This is a genomic window from Providencia sp. PROV040, assembly GCF_032706145.1.
Lineage (GTDB): Bacteria > Pseudomonadota > Gammaproteobacteria > Enterobacterales > Enterobacteriaceae > Providencia > Providencia hangzhouensis.
Window position 1 is genome coordinate 3,123,504 of sequence record NZ_CP120530.1, and the last position, 19,909, is coordinate 3,143,412.

Consider the following 19,909-nt stretch of genomic DNA (forward strand, 5'->3'; position numbering starts at 1 on the left):
TCTTGCCCAAACTCATTGTTCAGCTCGCAATCACAAGAACTCAGTCTATTATTTAATTTATATTATTTCAGTAAATATATCATAGAAAATAAGAATGATATTTTAGATAAACTTGATTACAGGTGTAATTATTTTCCTTAATTCTAATAAATAATCAATAGCATTTACTTTGTTAGATGCATTAAAATTTAATGTTTCTAGTTTTTGGATAATGGGATCAAAGCAATAAATTTCATTTTCATTTAATCCCCCATATTTTTCAACTAAAGAAAGAAAAAAGACCATATTGATAACGACTCCAACCTTCATTTACCCAACAATTAAGTAAGTTATCGGGTAAAATAGTTTTCCATCTCACAATATATTCAGGTGAAACATAACGAGAAGTTGTTGCTTCACCAAGACTATCGATTATTGATGCGAAGTAAAGATCTCTCATTATATTTTCTCTTTGAATCTAAATATTAATTTCATTAATTTCTGGTTCAGCCAATTGGGCTAAAATAGACAAATGAATACGTGCATCGACTTTTTGTATGTATTTAATATCAAGTTCCCCACCTAAAATAATCGCAGGTTCAAAACCAAATATTTCATTATCACCAAGAGGCCCAAATTTTTTTACCGCTTTTTCAAATAGGCCTTTTTTGTTATAGTCATCAATTTCAGATAAAACAAATAGTGACTCTATTGTGTTATTTTTAAATTTCTCCATATTGATATTATTGATCGTTTTTTTCTGCACAAAAATCGTATTATAAATTGAACTTATATCTATACAATGACCTGTTCTTTCACCGCATAAATAGATATTCCCAAATCCATTAATGGCAATCGCATGAAAACTATCAATTTCCTCTAAATAGGTGTTTTCCAGCCACTCATCGACAATATCCTCATAGTCATCAGGATCTACAATTGTAAATAATCCATTATAATAACTACTCCATCCTTCATTGTGCCAATAAGTTAAGAGTAATTCAGGTAACTTTCCTCGCCACTTATCGATTTCTTCCTCAGAAACAAAACGAGATATAGTGGCTTCTCCAAATTTTTCAACAAATAATTCAAAAGCTTCATCGCGCATTTTATTTTCCTTTTCCTCGGCAGACTTCTAATTCTATCGTTACTTTTATTAAATTGTTTGATTTACAGTAAGGCAAGGTATCCTGATAACCATATTAATACGGTGTTCTCTGTTGGAAATCAGGTGCACTTAAATACTCTCTTACGCCAGGATCAAACTCAACATCCATCGCTTTATCTGAGTTTAAGATACTTATGATGGCGTCTAGTCCTGGCCTAATGGGACCTAAAAAATGAATATTTTGTTTCTTTTGTATCAGTACCACCGGAATTACATCTAGATCAATTTCACTCACTAATTCAGGATATTCATCGATATCAATCCAAATAAAACAATCATCAACAAATCTTTCAGACAAAAGTGTGAAAGTGTCTTTCCATGATTCACAATTATGGCACCAAGAAGCACAAAAGCTTATCACCAGTTTTTTTCCAAAGGCTGATTGATAACGAATATTATCTTTATTTAAATCTGGATAATTAATCACCTCTACTCCTTATATTTATTCGATTAAAGTAACAAATATTATTGTATTTAATTTTATTACTCAGATGAAATAAGTGCCAATTTGCTATATGTCTTTCAAGCTGACAACCATTTTGAATAACCGCCTCACAATGAGAAATAGAAATAGTTTTACCTAAAAGTACTTTCCCTTTAAAATTCAGTGATAGTACTGTCCTTTTTACTGCTTCTTGATTAACTTGATTAACACTTGATGAAAGAAAACGAACTCGGCTATCAACCGCTAATTCGGCCTGTTCTACAGAGGCAAATGTCAATTCAGGTGAATTCACATCAATGCCTGTAATCAAACAAATACCTTTAAATGCTAAGCGCGATAATTCAGGGACATCAAGATAACCAATAAGGTTTTGAAGATAAGCGGTATTACCGGAATTAGCATAATAAACAATCTTTAAGTAATCAGGCAGTAATTGTATTTGTTCTGATAATACAACTCCATCAAGCATAGAAGATGTATAACCCATCAATCTAGCGATATTCTCTATTATTTGTGAATGAATTAAACCTTTACTTCCTTTTAAGCTATTTTCATTTAAATACAACTGAATGAGTTGAATTAATGCGGAATAAATACGATTATAGTCATCTGAAAGCCAACTAATTGCCTCTATAGCGGCATATTTTATTGTAAGGTCTGTTTCATGATTAAAGAGCTGCCATAGGTCTTCAGATACGCTATTTAGTCCCATATTTTTCGTATAGTCACATAGCGCTATTTTGACCTCTTTTGATGGGGAACTTAAATACTGTAAAAACGTTTCGTATTGAATAACCTCAGCATCATATGCTTTTATTTTCAATAGCGCGATATAAAACATAAATAAATCAATATCTTTAAGTATTGCTAATTGCGCATTTCTAGATGTGATTTCCACCCGAACTAGAGCATCTATAGCACCAATAAATGCATCAAAGCCTAATGTTTTTATCGTTCGCCAAAAATTATCAACGTCTTTCTCATTATCTAACTCATTAAAAAGCGAAGCATAAATAAAGGCATCCTCATAACCTTTCCAACGTTTTAATGCGGACAATGCTTCATGTAAACCAAGCTGCCCGGCATGATATAAACCGTCAAGGTTCGCGTTTAATAGTGCATTAAAGTGATTAAATCGCTCTACATTAATTAATGAAGAATAACGGCTTTCATGTAGCGTTTTATAATAAAACGTCGCATTATTCAGATGCTGCCGAATAATCGGAGTTGGATTTAGAAAATCAATAGAGATTACTGTTGACATATTTTTATCTACTAAACATGTTTTATTAACTATAAGGCCTAACAATCTTATGCCATACCGTTCCATCATACAGGTCTACACTATAATCACCCGCTACCACTAAAATGCCGTCACGCACATCCATATGGCCAGACAGAAGAACAGATTCATCACCATCCATCGGGCGTACCATTTCATTGCCGTCCCAACACTGTAAACGATAGTCATCACAAGCCCAGACTTTATCTTCAAACCAGCGCAGTTGATTCAGTAAAATCGTCGAGCCCCCGTGGTACAATTTTTCCCATTGGAATTGACGGCCACGCCATAGGCTGCCGCCTTCACCACCGATATACACATAACCATCTGGGGCGCACAGCACTGCGCTTAATTGTTCATTGGAGGGAAAGCCACAGGGGATCCATTGTTCACCATCATAGTGCCAGACATCCCCTTCACCGCCAACGGCATACATATCTTGCTCTGAAAAACCATCAAGATCCGTGAATCCCATATCGGTATCTGTTTCTCCACCTGGAATACCTTTTTGAAGTCGCACCCATTTTCCAATGTCGACACGTTTATAAATTTCACGTGCAGAGCCGACATAATAGGCATAACCTTCAATGCATTTGATATTTTTAGGATTTGCAAAATCACCTTCCATGACCTTTTCTAAGGGAAACTTAGAACCACTACCCATAGATTTTACAAACCCATCATCCCCTCTAGAAGCAAGCATCCCTTGTTCTTTTGGTTTGAAACAAACTCCCACTTTAGGACTATCAAACCCCTCAAATCTAATATAATCAATCGGGTCATCTGGTGTATCTAAATAAATACATAACAACTGTGAAGGTATTTCACTATTCCAGAGATTTCTGGCTTTTTCATAGGGAACATCTTTGCGTAAGCAAAAATACACGATATTTTTATCTCGGATTGCACATCCAGTAAAAATATACCCTTTGATATATTTAGCCCAATGTTCTTTAGTAACATAACTCATTATCTTTCTCTCTCTTTTTCAACTGTTATTGGATTACCTCGAGAGTCTTTGGCAGGCAATCGTGCATTCTTACACATCGGCAAGTAGTAGCCCTTAAGTTGTTCTCTTATGCAATGATTAGAACAGTTGGCATATGGAAATGTTTTTTTGTGGGAACGTACCGCCGCATCAATCGCCTGATCCATACTCAGTGTATTATTATCTAATTTATTATTTTTAACTAAGCGGCTAAGTTCATCATCCATCGCCGTATGAATACGCCCATGGCTTCCACCATGCCAAGAAGTTCCTTCGACACAAACAGTTGGGGCAATTGACGCATCATAATTTGGACAGGCGTCTTTTATCATATTGGAATAAATTAAATGATGCCCCGTTTGCCCTTTGCAACACCCGCCGTTGTTGGCCGGCTCCGTTTTACTCCCTCTAGCCCCCTTAATGGCATTTTTTACAGAATAGGGCACTAAATTGCATTTTCTTGCCCGTGCGCATGCATTTAATGAGGCTAATATTTCTTGCGTGTCTTCGGCTAACTTTTGGGCTCTTTTTATTTGTTCTTCAGGTGACAGATTTTTATAACTCTCCGCTTCTTTCATCAATTTCTTGATGTCTTCGGCTTTTTCGGATAACACTTTGATTTGCTCAAGCCCTTCTTCAGCCGCTGATTTAATAGAACTAATCTCAAAGCCAGAATAAGCAAGGTCGCCCAATGTCCAAATGGCCATTGCCGCATTTCCCCACGCTGGAACAGCACTACCCACAGCTTGTTTTGCAACTGCTTTCGCCCCTACTTTCCCCAAGGCTTTCATTGCTGCATTTTCAGCCATGTCCGTTAGCTTACTTTTTAATGCATTAACGTAATCCAACTCACTCTTTAATGTCTGTATCGACTCAGACATATCATCCATGTATTCTTTCGCCATTTCCTGCATTTCTTCAGGGGTATTTCCTGATACTTTTATTTCAAGCCCAGCACAATGGTCATCCGTCCAATGCCATTTTTTGCTGTTCTTTTTATTTTGTCGTTGCTTTTTTTTTGCTAAAGCTTTTCTGAGCTTGCTCTCTTTTTTGAGCGTTTGCTGTGTCTCTGAATTATCTTTATCCGGCTCACAACGTTTTTCAACTTGCGTATTTTCTTTATCACACGCTTTTAATCCCCCAAAAACACCGCGGGAAACATAAGGAAAAGTCGGTGTATTAGACGGAAAAGAACCATGGTTGTGTGTCATTAAATCTTGATGGCGGGCAACGCCATATCCTTCAAATTTCACATTCAATGACCATGAACGGAAATAAGCCTTACCTTTGATTACTCCCGTCATCACCCCTTTAGCTAACCCATAAGTGGCAGGTTCATCGCCAGTACTAGTAGAAAAAAATGAACGATCTTCCTGGGCTACCATGGTATTTTGAATAAACACCGTTGCGGTGCCATTTGATAACGCATCCGCTTTTGACGTATTTGGATAAGGAACTACACTTGGCCCTGGAGACCAGCAAGGGTCTGGAAATGCGGCCGTTGATACGCCATCAGATGCCTTAGAGCATGCTTCTCGATCATTAACATAGACACGTGTATCCATCTATTTAACCTCTTGATATTGTAAAATAATCGCCGTTCTTTCCCCGCTATCTGCGCTAGATATCACCAATCCGCTATCTCCGGGTCCTTCTGGATGTTTCATCCATTCAAACAAGGTTGCCAACATCATCACACTGCTTGCTGCTCCTGTTTCACCTAGGCTTTTAGCAATTAAATAATGAGGATAATGTGCAACTTTTTCTTTTAACGTACGAGTTGTTGCCAACGATATTTCTTTAAAATAAAAAGATTCGCCATTAGCGTCGCTAATGTGAAATTGAGTATCACTTAATGAAAGATATGAGCCTTGGCAAGCATGCTCAATTGCCTCTGATAAACTTTTTACTCTTAAGGGTAATTTAGTTTGAAGAATATGTGCCGCTTCTAGCTGAGTATCAAAACCAAGAATATTTACATGACTGTGCCTATTGTCTGCTAATGTCAAGGCGACTGAGGCTGCACCTTCCCCAGGAATAAAACCATCTCTGTTTTCTGAGTGTAATAACCGATGTGTGTCCATATAATGGCGAATAGTTTCTGCGTTAAAATAGCTATCGCACCCAATTAGTAATGCCACGTCAGCTGTTTGAGTTGACAATATTTCCTGTACAAAAGGCAGGGCTTCACCGATCCCGGCTTTACCTCGGTTAAATGCTATCGAGTTAGTATGAAAAGGCTGTAAGACTGTCTCTGAAATCATCTTAAGCCATTGAGGGAACATTCCTGGCCTATCTTCTTCCGGTAATAATAAACACACTACAATGTGTTCTTTATCTACCGTGATGGTTTTTAGTGATTGCTCAATGACATCGTTAATTAAAGCAATAAATCGTGCAGGTCCCCATATTTGGCAGTCATATAACAGAGAGCCAATGATTGGGTGATTTAGTGTGTCTCGAAAATGAGTTTCCCGGAAATGGTCTAGCCCCGCTCGAATAGCCGCGGTAGCAGAAAATAGGTCCGTTCCCACAGGGGTACATAGTCCAGCAGAAATAATTGACAAATATGGTTTATCTTTCATCTTACCCCCGACATGTCGACACTGGTGCTTGGCGAGATACGTAACTATCTAATAATGGCCCTACAAGCACTTGTTCAACATCTTGAATAGTACGGATCTGATGATGACAACGCCAAATAACAGAGAAATAATTCTTTTCGGGTTCAAAATAGAGGGTATCTACCTTAGGTGTTAGCAATACTACCTCGCCATCACGCTGATATAATCGTACGGGGACATTATTTAACCTTGGAAGCTTGAAATGAATTTCTGGACGAGTCGGATGTATATTGGTTAACGTAATCACTTCATTACCGACAGGAAAATCAATCTGTTGGTCATCTGGTACAGATTGGAAATAACATTCATCAAAATCATCCGGTAGAAACGGTGCCGTTTCATTACGCCATTTATCATCGAAAGTTCCCGCGTATTTCACACGCTCCCCGTAATGGCGGGGTAATACTGAGAGGGCAATAGACTTAACATCATTATCAGGTGCATCGACTAGTTCTTTTGGGTTTTCTAATTGGGGCATCATCATCTCCCCATTCGGTTTTTCTAAAGAAAAATAACCTCTTCCTAATGGATTAATAGAGTGAGAGATCATCTCATCTTGGAAATGATACTGCCCACCAAAAGCAAAACCATAATGTAAAGGAACGGTTGTAAACGGAGTCACATCACCTGCCGTATAATGTTCAGTTCCCTGTTGCCACTGTCGGTAACCAATGACAGAGAGACTTTTTTTCATTTCACCGACCTGTACCGATACCATTAAATGCTGAGTCGGTTCGGCATTCGGTGCAAACGCGTTAGCATTAAAGATCACATCACACTTATGCTTTCTTAAGACAAAGTCAGCATCATAAAGAGGAACAGAAGTTCCCACTTCACCAGTATATGTATCCGTATAAGCCAGTGCTTTAGGAGGAATAATTGGACGTGCAAGTTGATTATCATCAGGTAAATGGTAGCTAGCTTTCATCACCACAACCAGATATTCAAATCCCGCTTTATCAATCATCACTGTCGCTTTAGCCGTCGTATGTTTAGCGTTATTTATCAACTCCATATTCCTAGTCCCCTTCAATTAACTTGCACTGAACCGCCCTTAATACGGTTCGTTGCTGAAGCATAGTTATCAATATAAAGCGCTTTTATTTGCACAAAACCATCCGCAGTAAGAGTTAAACTCGACTCACCACACTGTAATGTAATAGATTCACTTGCTTGAATATGTAACTGCCCATGCTCTGGAGACGAAAACATCATGTTATTTAACGGAGTTTCTGGCAATATCATCGAATGATTGTTTTGTTGGATCAGCCCCATGATTAGTGGGTTCTGCTTATTACCATTGATAAATTGAATTGCACAAATTTTACCTATGTCTGACTCCACTATCGGCGCTAAACTCAACGCTAAAATAGGTGTATCAATCTCATTTAATGCAATAAATACACTTTTCTCACTGTAGCTAACAAGCCGAGCTAATTGAATCGATGGAAGTCTTGCTTGCTCTTCAGCCAAAGAAAGAGGTTCTGTTTGTTCAATGATTTCATCTAGAAGTGATGGATCATTTGGTCGTATTTCATTGGTTATGGATAATTTTGTCATGACTAATTACCTAAAATAGTTTTAGCTTTAAATGTAATATCGCCATTAGCTTTAAGGAACTGATCACCTGACGTTTCAATAATAACTTCATGACCCTGAATACGAATATATCCGTCTTTATCCATTCGCAATATCGATTTTCCACACACTATTTCAAATGAATCGCCCGCAACATATTGGATATTTTCCTTGACTATCGACGTCTTATTCGCACCAACCCTTTGTTGATAATTTTCATTGACGTGCAATTTTTTACTTTCACCCACTTCTTCATCTTGGTTTAGGGTCACTTTGACCATTTGATTTTTTTCAACCACCTCTAAATGATCAGCCAACACATGCGTAGTCCGATTATTCAACACTTTGGTATTCATATCCTTCTGGGCATGTATAAACACTTCCTGTTTGCCGTTTTCATCCTCAAAGCGCAGCTCGTTAAATCCTTCCCCTTTATGGGTTTTCGTCCGAAACGTGGTGCGGGTTTTATTTTCAGGAAAACTGATTGGAGTCGCATTGCGACCATCATAAGTACAGCCCGTGATAATCGGCCTATCAATATCCCCATTGAGGTAACTAATCTGAACGACCGTTCCGATGCGTGGAACCGCAGAAAAACCATAGCCGCCGCCACTCCATCCCATCGCAACACGCACACAGCACGAGGCACTGTGGTCAGGCTCTCCACGTCTGTCCCAGTGAAAATGGACTTTCACCGCACCATGTTCATTGACATAGATTTCTTCACCCGGAGGGCCCACGACAGTCGCAACTTCATCACCATCCGCGGTGGGTTTATAACGATAAGGTGGCCGCCACTCTTGCGTACCAGGGATAAAAGAAACACTGTTCGACAACTGAGTACCTTCTCCGCCACCATTGTCTGCCAGAGGTTGAACACCATGATGGCTCACGCTAATAACTTGCCAACTGTTATTCATCGGGAGGTGTGGATGATTCGATAAGGTAAAGATTTTACCCGGCATCAAGGCAAAGCAGTTTGTTGTGGCATTGCCCACCTTGCTCCCATTACGTAACTGTTCAAAACGAATTTGGGTGAGTGGCTTACCCTCTTCATCTAATTGAAAACGGCCGTAACTTTCAAAGACGCTGTGTTGCCCACCCTTTTCCAATTTATTTTCATGTTGAAGTGGGTAGGAAGGGCGAATGAAATTATTGTCTTTATGAATGGTTTCATCCACACACAAGTATTCACCATACTGCCATGTCATGGCGGTACTGTCGCTGATATCCGTATCCGTTTGGGGGTTATACATCAGGTTAATTCCCGCCGTCATCCCCATGTGTTCGTCACTGTAAAACAATTGGTTTTCTTCAAACCAAAAGTTAATCCCTTCCTCAAAAGCGAGGCGACACCAAAAATCAAAGGCGGATTCTCGCTTTTGGGTGGTGTAAATACGTTTGGGATGTAAGTCATCACGGTAAAACTTGCAGTCCGACTTCACATGCGCTTCATCCAGCAAGGTTTTTAATATGGTCGGTACGTTTTGATTTTGAAAAATTCGGCTATCTTGATTTAGGGTCATCACCCACATTTCTGGACGAATATCAAAGTGATACCACGTTTTTACGCCATCCGTATTCCCTTGAACCGCCCCTGCTAAAATGCCATTCACTTTACGGACTTGGGCACCATCACGCTTGACTGTTAAAGAAGAGGCGACGCCAAGGTGTTTCTGAAAATCAATAAACGGTAAGGCACTAACAGCACTAATTGAAAGGGAAAATAACGAAGACAACCCTTCCGTTAAATTAAATTCGGTAACTTGAAAAGTTTCATCGGGTAGCCCAGCAATTGAGCATGTAAACACCAAGCCACTTTCCAGACTTCCCATGCCTAGTGCATCTAGCAATGCCCCGTGAGCGGCTTGTAATGCCTGACTTTCTGAAAAAGTTTGTCCACCACCAAGTTTTAATCCACCACCAAATCCACCGCCATGGATAAGCGGGTTATTGGCTACACTGTTCAATTGTGATGTCACCTGAGTTGCCATAGATGCCGCAGTTGATGCCAAAGCCCCCCCTTGCTGTGCTAATGCTGTCGCTTTTTGGACTTTACTGGACACCAACTCATTGACTTTAGATTGCACTTTATTTTTAACTTGATTTACCGCTTCATCTTTGACAATAGAAACGGGGTCAATGGTGGTTTTTTTGGGGTCTTTGCTAAACATCACTAGTCTCCATGACAAAATGGATAAGAAGCGGGGAACGAAATAAAAGCGATGACGAGCCCAAAAGAGCCCGTCAAAAAGGTATTACGCTTCGAGCGGTGCGCGCCAGTCATCAGCACCCGATGTGCCTGCAACCGTGTGCTCCCAGTCCACTTTGCGGTAAGACAGAGATACTTCGATTAACTGCGTGAAATCGGCTTTTGCAGGGTCTTGGCAGTGAGGCATTTGGCAGTCAATATTGACGATGGTTGCATCGGTTAACGTGGTGGTGAAGAAATGCTCTTGTTTACCTTCAACTGAGGTGCGGTACCATTTCAGTTCCACTTTCGGCAGCATTTCGCCTGATGCTAAGGCGTTATACAGTAGCGGAACGGCTTTATTTAACGCAACAGTAAAACGGAACGGCTTGTGTGCACGTTGGCCTGAAGGTTGGCCGGATTGTGGGTCTGTCGGCACAGTCACAACGTGAGAAAATTCTTGCACTAACATTTGGTCTTCATGACCTTGTACATAGATGTTACCCACAGAATCCGCAGTAAATGCACCGGCAGTGATGTTGCCTTGGGTTTTTCCTTCAATGGAAATATAGCATGGAGTTGGCATAGCGATATCCTTTATCAAGAATGACAAATTGAGTTAAGTAAATATAATTAACTGTTAATTTCCGTCATCTCAGCCAGTGCGCACGGTAAGATTTGAGTTAAGGATAATAAAAGCTTATGGATAGACTGTAAACCTAGCGGCCTTTTTGTATCTCCCTAGGATAAGTGACTTAGCGTAAACTGGTTGAAATATCGCTATATAATTTCAGAAAAACACTAAAAATGAATCATAACCGAATTATCATCGAACAAAAAATAGACCAAACTGCGATAAGCCTAGTAAGTTCTAATGTACATAGAAATAAACTATGTAACCAAATATTTCAATCTACAAAACCATCATAACTATATGATTTTATATAAATAAAACAAAAAACTCAAGTTATCTTCACTACTAATAAAATTATCAGCTTAAGCTGGCAGTGTAATTATCTGCTAATCTCAAATTAATAGTGATTAGTTTCACTTAAGGTGTAACAGATAATTTTCATCGGTGAGCAGCCAATTTGCCGATGAGGAAAAAGGAATTCTAATCTTATTTATCCCATTCAATACCCTGTGAATTTTATCGCATTCAACTAGCAATCTGTTCCGATTATAAGAAAGATGGCGTTGATTGTGGCCTGCCCGTCACTTGTTATTCTCGATCTTCCTCAGAGCCAATATTTATAATCTTAAATCCCCGTATCTCATCAGATTCTAAATATCTTAATATATAAAAAATGCATTAGCCTATGATATAATTCGATTAAAACATGATAAAAACGACTAAAAAAGACAAAATGAGCGACCAATATGAAAGTTATAAGTAAAAAAAATAAATATATCAGTTTTAGAAATAACGGAGTTTTTTTGATTACCGCAATAGTCAATTCAACTGCCTGCTTTTTTTTATTTGGTGTCATTGGTGGAACATTTGGTCTTTTAACAACTCTATTCTCTAATATCGTTTATGATACAAAACCTGATAGTAGTAATATTTTTTATGTGTTTTTTTTATTATGTTTGGTCATCGTTGGTGGGGGCATTGGCTTTATACTAAAGTTAACAGTTTATTTTTATATATACTTATTTATCTTATCATATTGCTATTATCTATTTTATAAAAAAGATGATTACTTAGACCGTACATTTCCATTTTTAATTATCTTTTCTTCCATGGGAACAACACTTGACTCTATTAGCATTGACCTGCCAATGGCCTATATCTCAGGGGTTGCTATTAGTCTAACTATTTTTAGCTTACTAAAACATAAAAACTTTGAAAGTCATGCATTTAAAAACGGATTATTTTCAAAAGAAATATATCATAGTGACGAAAAAATATATATACGAGCTTTCTTGTTCAGTTTTTTCCTATTTTTAAGCCTTTCAATACCTGACTATCTAAATTTATATAAACCTTATTGGGCTCCCCTTACATTCATTATGTTACTCCATCCAAAAGAAATGCATATAATAAAGGCTACTTTACTTAGATTTTTAGGAAGCCTATTGGCGGCTGTTTTTGTCATTTCCATGTTTAGCATAACAAAATCAAAGGAAACTTATATTTACTTAGCAGTTTTAGCTTTAATTGTATTTTTAATTCCAACACTTTTTCGTTTAAATTATCTACTAAAAACATTTTCTATTACTGTTTTTGTTCTGCTTCTTCTTGAAGAAACTCAATTTTTACATGATCCAAGTTACTTACTACCGATATCAAGGGCATACGAGACATTTATTGGTGGTGCTATTGCAATCCTTGCTAGTTTAGTTTTAAACATTTTTAGAATTATAAAGAAAAGTGAAATTATAAATTAATAGCAAGGAAAAACAGGGAAGCTTCTTCTTAATAAACTATGAAGCTTCCCCTCTTTTTAGACCATAACAAACGCAAGTTATGATAAAAAAGCGAATGTGGTTTTATCAAATTGTCGCATATACATTATTTATTTTCACGTCTCTTACAATACCAATGGCTAAACCAACGTGTAATGTAAATATAAATCAAAATAACTAATGTAACAATAAAAACATCCATATCTAGAGTTTTAGTATCAAATCCAATTATACTTATGAAGATCACGGGTGATAATATTAAAAGCATTATATCAAATAATAATTGTAATCTATAAGGCTTTGAAGTGATCCCATGCCATATTGATTTACCTATTTTCATATCAAAAACCTCTTACTCACTTATAAATTTTAAAATATCAGCATGAGAGCTAACTGTATTGTCTATTACCTACTGAATATCCGATATAAATAGCAACAAATCCAATAACGATACTTAAAACCAAATAACTCATTCCAACCAATAAAAACTGCGGAGACTTCATTATTTCTACTGCACCGTAAACGAAGCTAGAAAATGTCGATAATCCTCCCATGATCCCCGTAGCTAAAAAGGCATTCATCCCTTGGCTTATTTTATTTCTCATAAGTAAGCCTGCAACAACACCCAATAATAAGGAAGCAACAATATTTGCTACAAATATGTCAAGAGGGAAATGATTATTCATGGTAGGAACAGACACCATCAGTAGTTCTCTGGAAATTGCCCCAATTGCACCACCAATAAAAACTAAGATCATAATATTCATTTTTAGCCCCTGTTAGTTTGCTAACCAAGCACCAATAAATGCCGCAGCTAACCCAAATAAAACCGAAAGTAATAAGTAAAATAGTGCGAGTAATTTCTGTTTAGTTTGAGTCAATTTTAAAGCATCAAGTTGCATACTACTGAACGTCGTATAGCCACCGAGTAGCCCAGTTAAAACCGCTGATTGAAGAAATGTCCCATAACGGTCATCCCAATCGATCGCAAAATAACGGCTTAAAAAACCAATAACAAATGCGCCAGAAATATTAATAATGAATGTGGATAATGGAAACGTCCCATGATAACGTTCCCCCACCAGGCGACCAATCCACCAACGAAGTAGTGAACCAATACCGCCACCTGAGCCAACTAATAAAATATCAATAGCTACCATTGCGGTCCTCTCTATTTAATATCATAAATTAAAGACATCATTTTTAAAATAAAATTTAAATTACACACATTAATTCAACATTATTAATCACTAGTCGTTAAATGATAATATTAAATGACCCGTAATTTTATTTAGCCTTATAAAACAGTTCATTCTGATATGGCCATATTCCAAATCGAGGTACACACCTTTTCCAATAGAAATTTATTATGGCTAAAAACAATCATCGATAATGGTCTTTCTTCAGAAAGTTGAATTAAAAACTGCCATATATCTTTCTGCAGATGCGCATCTAATTGTGCAGTAATTTCATCTGCAATTAAAACTTTTGTTCTTGGGTCTAATGCTCTTAATAAGGCAATTCGAGCAAGTTCACCACCAGAAAGTTCACTGGGCCTTCTAGCCAACCACTCTGATTTAATAAACAACCGTTCAAGGTAGTATGGATCAGGCTCCCAAGCATCCTTCACGCTTTCACCGACTGTTCGATAAGGGTTAAAACATTTTTCAGGGTGCTGAGGAACTAACTGAATAGGGCAATATCCTTTTTGAGTTAATTTTTTTCCATTAAATAGCACATCGCCTTGCGTAGGCATTTGCCATTGGGCTAATACACGACCTAATGTTGTTTTACCAAAACCACTCGGTGCTGAAATCCCTAGACGCTCATTTTTATTCAGTGAAAATGACACTGAATCCCATAATGTACGGTTATCTTGCTTTATACATAAGTTTTTGACTTCAAACATACTGAAACTCTCTATAAGCTAATAGATGGATAACCAAACAACAGCAATAAAAATACAAATAATGGAAATAATACCACCTGATTTTGTAAACTCTAAAAACGATATTTTAATACCATGAGCTGAGGATTGCTCAACAGCAATAATCCCAGCAATGCTGCCAAATATAAATATATTACCTGCAAAACAAGCACCTAAGATTAAAGCAGCACCTAATAAATCAACATTTCCATGGGGGTAAACAAACTGGATTAATAAAATCACCGTTGGTGTTGTCCCTACAAAAATACTCATCACGATGGTGACCAAAAATAACGTAATAGGACTATTTAGATCGATACCTTTACCCAATAAGTAGTGCAATACCTCCTGAGGGATACCTGTATTGGAAAATGCGGTATTAATAATAAATAGGCCCATCATTAGAAGAATTAAGTCACCATTAACATGCTTTAACATGTCACTGGATGCTATTTTTCTGTTTAACAATAAAAAACAGGCTGCCGATAATGCAACAAGCTCACGCGGAAAATCACTAAATAAAAACGCCAAAATAACAATAAATAAAACCGTAGCGGCTTTTATCGTTTCCCACCAATTGAATTCAATAATCGAAGGCTCAACATTGGGCATTAATGACTTTTTGTCTTCAGATAAATACCAACGATTACGATAAAGCAAGGTAATCACACACCATACAATAGGAACTGAAAATAAGACTGGAATGGCTGTAATATTGAGTATTCCAATAAAAGATAAATCCAATCCTTGTGCCACAACCATATTTTTAGGGCTACCAATTAAAGATCCTGCAGCACCGTTATTGGCCGCAAAGCAAAAACCAAGTAAAAATGGAATAGGGTTAAGCCCACGGGATAATGTGACGGAAACTAATAAAGGTGTCATCGCCACCACCACAATATCGTTTGTAAGTACCGAAGCAAGAAGTGCCCCAACAATAATAAAAACAGCCATTAATTTAGGAGGGCTAATATTTAAGCTCGCCACTTTTTGTGCCGCTTGGTGATAAAAACCGGATACTGTAAATGATGCAGATACTACCATTAAGCCAAATAATAGCCCAATTGCACTATAATCAATTGCATCCCAAGATAATTTTGGCGAGATAATCCCAAACCCTATCATGGCTAATGCACCCGCTACAGATGCGCCAGTACGGTCAATTTTAATCCCTGGAAAAGTCCCAAAAGCCATTGCGACATACACTAAAATAAAAATAATAACGGTTAGATCCATAATAAACTCTCTATCTCTTATCTATATTTTTATTTCTTCGTATAAATGATAAAACTGTAGATACTCAAGTAGCAATTTTACCATTGGGCCCCCCAGCATATTACGAATCTAATATGTTGTTTGAAAAAATAATATTCTCCATCACTTGGTTATTAATGTTTTCACCAAAGATCATTTTAATCAAAACTTCACTTCCTAAAGATGAAAGCGAAATAAGTAAATCTGCATGTAATAGCTGCATATTTTCGTAATTTTTATCATCATTTACAGCAATGACGCTTTTAATATTTCCACCGACAATTTCTTTCGCAGCTAACATAGAGATGGTGTTTTCCGAATCAGAACCACCAAGAATAAATAAGGCTTTTGCCTGACCTAAGTTAGCACTATTTAATGCATGTTTATTGATTTGTTCCGTGGTAATAACTTGCGCATTATCTGGATAGCTCTTTTTTTGATCTTCATGGCAAAGTACCATGACGTCTAAGTCACGCTTTCTTAATCCGTGGTAGGTGTTTAAAGCTAAAGGGCTTGCGCCAACAATAATATAGTGGTTTTTCATACGGAATAATCTCTTCTTAACAATTTCTTGTGTGCTTTTTGCAAATACCCCTAGAAAATACACAATAGAGGTTGTAAAAATTGTAATACCTAAAATAACAATCGAAATTGTAAACAGTCTTGCCTCAACACTAATCGGAATAATGTCACCAAAGCCCACCGTCGTCATACATACCAAAGCAAAATAGAATGCAGATGAGATGTCAGTAACATGGGGTTGAAATTGCTCGCCTAAATATAAAGTGCCAAATACAGAATAACCCAATAGTACGCTTAAGCTCATGAAAGCAACAAAGCCTGCACCAGATAAGCTATGGCGATTAAATGCTTTCCAATTTGCAACGGCAATAATCAGAACGATTAGTGAAAAAGTTCCAGTCAGGACATTTTCTCTTGCTAATACCAAGTTAATTAACATGATAATGAACAGCATAAAACAGCTAAATAACCAACCGATACGTAGACCTAAGTAAATAGGAATAGCAAGAATAATGAGCACAACGCCAATAGCAAACCTTGGAATATCTAATAATTTAACCAGCCCTAATGATTGTAGCCAATCAACAAAACCTAGATGTTGAGGGTATAAATGAAGATCATAAGTTGAGATGATGGGGAGAATAATCAATATCCCATCAGCAAGTATTAATAATGCGAGCACTAAGCGTAGCATTCTCATATTTTGAATATATTTATATATTGCATTTTTTTTCATAATTGAGTACCAAAAGTTTTAGTGCCAATATTACTGTCGATGCTTAGGCATAATATCTTGGTTCGGTACTAGAAATAACCATGATGCGAGAACAAATGGCATCGTTAAGGTCGGAATACCAAATGGTTCAAGAATTATGTCGAGTGCCCCTTGAACAAATACGGTAAATATCACACCAACGATAGCATAGACGACCACGCGATAGCTTGGCTTGTTAAAGGTAGAACCTAAAGCAATTGCGGTTAATACAGCACTAAACGAATATAACCCTGTATGAATACTCGCAAAGTCACCTTTTAAAAGAGTTGCAACAATAAAGGCAAGAAGAGAACCAAATACCGCAAATATCGCTGCCCATATAGAACTAACCGCTAAGCCAATGACAAAGATGATGCCAACAATCATGCTACTAAGTAAAAAAACTTCAGAAATACCACGGAAAACATCAGCAACCAGATCGCTATGCGGAATTAACCCAATAGGTTCAATAAGTTGTTTAGGTAGTGCAGGAGTCGGTAATGCAACGCCTTCAATACCTAAGAAATTGTAACTCGCGAGCAAAATAATCCATGATACTAAAACAAAAGGTGCTGTTAATGCTGCAACTTTCCAATTCTTAAGAAAATCCATTAAAGAGATAGTCGCTATAACCGAAACGATGCTCCCCAATACGATAGTTACCCAAACAAATGGGGTATTCTCTAAGAAAGTCGGTAATGCAACACCCACTAAACAACCATTGTAACCATAAAGCCCCGAGCGCAACGATTCAGTATCTAATTTACTAATATAAGCTGTCAGTGTAGCGACAACGGTACCTAACAAACAGCCTAAAGCGACTTGTGGCATTCCTTCTAAAAACGCACCGATGAAAATCGCAATAAAAAATAGAAGTCCGGTTAGTGCGTTATTTTGAAACATAACTTGAGCACATCCACGCAAGACGACATCAATAAATTGAATCGTCATATTTTTGCTGGCTAACTTATTCCAAGCGTTCTGATTTATTATTTTTTCCATCGTGAAATTCCTTAATAGGAATATCAGTAGAGAATTTATAAAAATCACTCTACTGATAATATATTAATAAATTACCTTGATAACCTAGCAGGTTATTTCAGTCATTTTATGACAATCATTACCACATTGTATTAAATGCAATAAGATACATTTAATACATCGAACCATATTTAACGCCATAAAAAAGGCTCTTGTAGCGAAATACCTAATATTTCTTCTCTCGCTATTTGCCAAAAATACCTAACAGCATCCTTTACTTTTGGACTATCAACACCCAACGCTTTAAATATTAATCCACAATCATTCGGTAATTGAGTTGCACCAAAAGCAATTTCATTTTTCGGGTCATATATCGCATCTAGACGTTCTAAAATACGTTCATGGTGAATTTTAGGTGTCAATAAAATCACATTGCCAAACGTATCGAAGCTATCCATAACTGCGGTAATGTTTAGCGGTGATTTTTTTGGCTCTAAAATGTATTTCTCAACAAATAATTCTTTATTGGACGATGACTCCGCTCGAATATGTGATGAGAAAACATCAAAGCCAAACTGTTCGTCAGGATGATGATACTTTCGTCCTGACATCAATATTTCTGAGTAAATCATCGTTGCACTTGGGTGAATATTAATCCGCGTGTCAGTAATAAACCGAGAATTACGGTGAGGAATGATAGGATCGGGTAAATATTCTAAATACCCGTCCTCCTCAACAATAATATTTTGGTACTGAGTAGCATAGTTCGCTTCCATCATATGAACTTTGGTCGCAGATTGCGTTGTCACATGAGCACAAGCACCCTTTTCAACTATAATATCAAGGGCTTGCCTATCACCTTGTAATAAGCTGCCAGAGGTAGAGATCATAGTGACGCAGGGTAGCTGGGGCATCAATTCATCCCAATACAGTGCTTTTTGCACTAAAGAGGGAACACGACGCTCCATTTCCACCAGCTCACTACGATATTCTCCCTGAGCAAACCTTAATTTTAGGTAACCACTTTTACCCACAGCACCACTTTGCATTTGCTTCGGTTCATCTTGATATGCGGCGAGTTCAGGGGCATTGCAGCCTAAAATATGAGCTTTAACACGCGTTGGAGTATTTGCTATATCTGCCCTGAAATTCGTCATCTTTACCCCCTTGGAACTTGGTGCGTAAAGAGGAATTTATCCATGATCATATCAACTAGCTCAACAACCCCTTCCCCTGTTTTACAGTTAGTTAGTACGTAAGGACGCTCCCCACGAACAACTTTAGTGTCATGCTCCATCACTTCAAGGCTAGCACCAACATAAGGAGCTAAGTCAATCTTATTAATAACTAAAATATCAGCTTGTACTAAGCCTGGGCCATTTTTACGTGGGATTTTTTCACCTTCAGCCACATCAATAACATAGATGTAAAAGTCCGCGAGTGCAGGGCTAAAGGTCAATGTTAAGTTATCTCCACCGCTTTCAATCATGATCACGTCGCTATCAGGGAAACGTTCTTCCATGTCTTCAACTGCAGCAATGTTCATACTTGGGTCTTCACGTACCGCAGTGTGAGGACATGCCCCGGTTTCAACACCTAAAATTTTCTCTTCATCAAGAATACCTTTCAAGGTACGTTTTACTTGTTTCGCATCTTCGGTCGTCACAATATCGTTTGTGATGATTAGTGGTTTAATTCCTCTTTCAATAAGGATCGGGGTGATCACTTCAATAATGGCTGTTTTTCCTGAACCAACAGGCCCACCAATTCCGATCCGAGTCATTTTTTTCATCATTTTTCCCCAAAA

Annotated in this window: 20 protein-coding genes; 1 reads left to right on the forward strand and 19 read right to left on the reverse strand. The window is 37.6% G+C overall.

Annotation, left to right across the window (positions count from 1 at the left end; translation table 11 throughout):
* Window positions 1–259: 259 nt before the first annotated feature.
* The 11 genes from P3L40_RS14430 to P3L40_RS14480 form a co-directional block, all read right to left on the reverse strand.
* Window positions 260–439 (reverse strand): GAD-like domain-containing protein, encoded by a 180-nt coding sequence (locus P3L40_RS14430; RefSeq protein ID WP_144140139.1) that lies wholly within the window; start codon window positions 437–439, stop codon window positions 260–262.
* Between the two features lie 18 nt (window positions 440–457).
* Window positions 458–1,087: a GAD-like domain-containing protein gene (locus tag P3L40_RS14435; protein ID WP_210852609.1), complete on the reverse strand. Its 630-nt coding sequence runs from the start codon at window positions 1,085–1,087 to the stop codon at window positions 458–460.
* Window positions 1,088–1,181: 94 nt separating this feature from the next.
* Window positions 1,182–1,574: a thioredoxin family protein gene (locus tag P3L40_RS14440; RefSeq protein WP_210852607.1), complete on the reverse strand. Its 393-nt coding sequence runs from the start codon at window positions 1,572–1,574 to the stop codon at window positions 1,182–1,184.
* Window positions 1,567–2,856, reverse strand: a complete 1,290-nt coding sequence (locus tag P3L40_RS14445; protein ID WP_096864296.1) for a HEAT repeat domain-containing protein — start codon at window positions 2,854–2,856, stop codon at window positions 1,567–1,569. The genes P3L40_RS14440 and P3L40_RS14445 overlap by 8 nt, the downstream gene beginning before the upstream one ends.
* A gap of 25 nt (window positions 2,857–2,881) precedes the next feature.
* Window positions 2,882–3,844 carry a hypothetical protein gene (locus P3L40_RS14450; RefSeq protein ID WP_094960741.1) on the reverse strand — a complete coding sequence of 321 codons (963 nt, stop codon included), beginning with the start codon at window positions 3,842–3,844 and terminating at the stop codon, window positions 2,882–2,884.
* Window positions 3,844–5,427 carry a PAAR-like domain-containing protein gene (locus tag P3L40_RS14455; protein ID WP_140170760.1) on the reverse strand — a complete coding sequence of 528 codons (1,584 nt, stop codon included), beginning with the start codon at window positions 5,425–5,427 and terminating at the stop codon, window positions 3,844–3,846. Before P3L40_RS14455 ends, P3L40_RS14450 begins: the two co-directional genes overlap by 1 nt.
* Window positions 5,428–6,447, reverse strand: a complete 1,020-nt coding sequence (locus P3L40_RS14460) for a 3-oxoacyl-ACP synthase (protein ID WP_196731695.1) — start codon at window positions 6,445–6,447, stop codon at window positions 5,428–5,430.
* A 1-nt stretch (window position 6,448) separates the two neighbouring features.
* Entirely contained in the window at window positions 6,449–7,501 is a 1,053-nt protein-coding gene (locus tag P3L40_RS14465; protein ID WP_210852605.1) for a DUF2169 domain-containing protein, read from the reverse strand.
* 14 nt (window positions 7,502–7,515) lie between these two features.
* Window positions 7,516–8,046, reverse strand: a complete 531-nt coding sequence (locus P3L40_RS14470; protein ID WP_094960737.1) for a DUF6484 domain-containing protein — start codon at window positions 8,044–8,046, stop codon at window positions 7,516–7,518.
* Between the two features lie 2 nt (window positions 8,047–8,048).
* On the reverse strand, window positions 8,049–10,238 hold the full coding sequence (locus P3L40_RS14475) for a type VI secretion system Vgr family protein (RefSeq protein ID WP_210852603.1): 2,190 nt from the start codon (window positions 10,236–10,238) through the stop codon (window positions 8,049–8,051).
* Window positions 10,239–10,322: 84 nt separating this feature from the next.
* Window positions 10,323–10,841: an Hcp family type VI secretion system effector gene (locus P3L40_RS14480; RefSeq protein WP_004250011.1), complete on the reverse strand. Its 519-nt coding sequence runs from the start codon at window positions 10,839–10,841 to the stop codon at window positions 10,323–10,325.
* 794 nt (window positions 10,842–11,635) lie between these two features.
* Here P3L40_RS14480 and P3L40_RS14485 point away from each other — a divergent pair.
* Complete coding sequence (locus P3L40_RS14485) at window positions 11,636–12,646, forward strand: FUSC family protein (RefSeq protein WP_210852601.1); 1,011 nt, start codon at window positions 11,636–11,638, stop codon at window positions 12,644–12,646.
* A gap of 407 nt (window positions 12,647–13,053) precedes the next feature.
* Here P3L40_RS14485 and P3L40_RS14490 read toward each other — a convergent pair whose 3' ends face one another.
* From P3L40_RS14490 to ureG, 8 genes are all read right to left on the reverse strand, one after another.
* Window positions 13,054–13,431, reverse strand: a complete 378-nt coding sequence (locus P3L40_RS14490) for a CrcB family protein (RefSeq protein ID WP_110591474.1) — start codon at window positions 13,429–13,431, stop codon at window positions 13,054–13,056.
* Between the two features lie 12 nt (window positions 13,432–13,443).
* Window positions 13,444–13,824, reverse strand: coding sequence for a fluoride efflux transporter CrcB (gene crcB, locus P3L40_RS14495; protein WP_004256057.1), 381 nt, complete (start codon window positions 13,822–13,824; stop codon window positions 13,444–13,446).
* A 149-nt stretch (window positions 13,825–13,973) separates the two neighbouring features.
* Complete coding sequence (locus tag P3L40_RS14500; protein ID WP_004256058.1) at window positions 13,974–14,573, reverse strand: ATP-binding cassette domain-containing protein; 600 nt, start codon at window positions 14,571–14,573, stop codon at window positions 13,974–13,976.
* An 18-nt stretch (window positions 14,574–14,591) separates the two neighbouring features.
* Entirely contained in the window at window positions 14,592–15,827 is a 1,236-nt protein-coding gene (locus P3L40_RS14505) for an SLC13 family permease (RefSeq protein ID WP_110591473.1), read from the reverse strand.
* A 100-nt stretch (window positions 15,828–15,927) separates the two neighbouring features.
* Window positions 15,928–17,103 carry an ion channel gene (locus P3L40_RS14510; RefSeq protein ID WP_004256060.1) on the reverse strand — a complete coding sequence of 392 codons (1,176 nt, stop codon included), beginning with the start codon at window positions 17,101–17,103 and terminating at the stop codon, window positions 15,928–15,930.
* A 30-nt stretch (window positions 17,104–17,133) separates the two neighbouring features.
* The gene (gene yut, locus P3L40_RS14515; protein ID WP_004256061.1) at window positions 17,134–18,123 is read right to left on the reverse strand and encodes an urea transporter; all 990 of its coding nucleotides are present in this window, start codon (window positions 18,121–18,123) and stop codon (window positions 17,134–17,136) included.
* A 170-nt stretch (window positions 18,124–18,293) separates the two neighbouring features.
* Complete coding sequence (locus tag P3L40_RS14520) at window positions 18,294–19,259, reverse strand: urease accessory protein UreD (RefSeq protein ID WP_004256062.1); 966 nt, start codon at window positions 19,257–19,259, stop codon at window positions 18,294–18,296.
* 2 nt (window positions 19,260–19,261) lie between these two features.
* Window positions 19,262–19,894 (reverse strand): urease accessory protein UreG, encoded by a 633-nt coding sequence (ureG, locus tag P3L40_RS14525; RefSeq protein ID WP_036957900.1) that lies wholly within the window; start codon window positions 19,892–19,894, stop codon window positions 19,262–19,264.
* Between the last annotated feature and the right edge of the window lie 15 nt (window positions 19,895–19,909).

Coding starts and splice junctions, on each gene's coding strand:
- P3L40_RS14430 (WP_144140139.1), bottom strand. CDS start 439: ATGAGAGATCTTTACTTCGCATCAATAATCGATAGTCTTGGTGAAGCA.
- P3L40_RS14435 (WP_210852609.1), bottom strand. CDS start 1,087: ATGCGCGATGAAGCTTTTGAATTATTTGTTGAAAAATTTGGAGAAGCC.
- P3L40_RS14445 (WP_096864296.1), bottom strand. CDS start 2,856: ATGTCAACAGTAATCTCTATTGATTTTCTAAATCCAACTCCGATTATT.
- P3L40_RS14450 (WP_094960741.1), bottom strand. CDS start 3,844: ATGAGTTATGTTACTAAAGAACATTGGGCTAAATATATCAAAGGGTAT.
- P3L40_RS14455 (WP_140170760.1), bottom strand. CDS start 5,427: ATGGATACACGTGTCTATGTTAATGATCGAGAAGCATGCTCTAAGGCA.
- P3L40_RS14460 (WP_196731695.1), bottom strand. CDS start 6,447: ATGAAAGATAAACCATATTTGTCAATTATTTCTGCTGGACTATGTACC.
- P3L40_RS14465 (WP_210852605.1), bottom strand. CDS start 7,501: ATGGAGTTGATAAATAACGCTAAACATACGACGGCTAAAGCGACAGTG.
- P3L40_RS14470 (WP_094960737.1), bottom strand. CDS start 8,046: ATGACAAAATTATCCATAACCAATGAAATACGACCAAATGATCCATCA.
- P3L40_RS14475 (WP_210852603.1), bottom strand. CDS start 10,238: ATGTTTAGCAAAGACCCCAAAAAAACCACCATTGACCCCGTTTCTATT.
- P3L40_RS14480 (WP_004250011.1), bottom strand. CDS start 10,841: ATGCCAACTCCATGCTATATTTCCATTGAAGGAAAAACCCAAGGCAAC.
- P3L40_RS14485 (WP_210852601.1), top strand. CDS start 11,636: ATGAAAGTTATAAGTAAAAAAAATAAATATATCAGTTTTAGAAATAAC.
- P3L40_RS14490 (WP_110591474.1), bottom strand. CDS start 13,431: ATGAATATTATGATCTTAGTTTTTATTGGTGGTGCAATTGGGGCAATT.
- crcB (WP_004256057.1), bottom strand. CDS start 13,824: ATGGTAGCTATTGATATTTTATTAGTTGGCTCAGGTGGCGGTATTGGT.
- P3L40_RS14500 (WP_004256058.1), bottom strand. CDS start 14,573: ATGTTTGAAGTCAAAAACTTATGTATAAAGCAAGATAACCGTACATTA.
- P3L40_RS14505 (WP_110591473.1), bottom strand. CDS start 15,827: ATGGATCTAACCGTTATTATTTTTATTTTAGTGTATGTCGCAATGGCT.
- P3L40_RS14510 (WP_004256060.1), bottom strand. CDS start 17,103: ATGAAAAAAAATGCAATATATAAATATATTCAAAATATGAGAATGCTA.
- yut (WP_004256061.1), bottom strand. CDS start 18,123: ATGGAAAAAATAATAAATCAGAACGCTTGGAATAAGTTAGCCAGCAAA.
- P3L40_RS14520 (WP_004256062.1), bottom strand. CDS start 19,259: ATGACGAATTTCAGGGCAGATATAGCAAATACTCCAACGCGTGTTAAA.
- ureG (WP_036957900.1), bottom strand. CDS start 19,894: ATGAAAAAAATGACTCGGATCGGAATTGGTGGGCCTGTTGGTTCAGGA.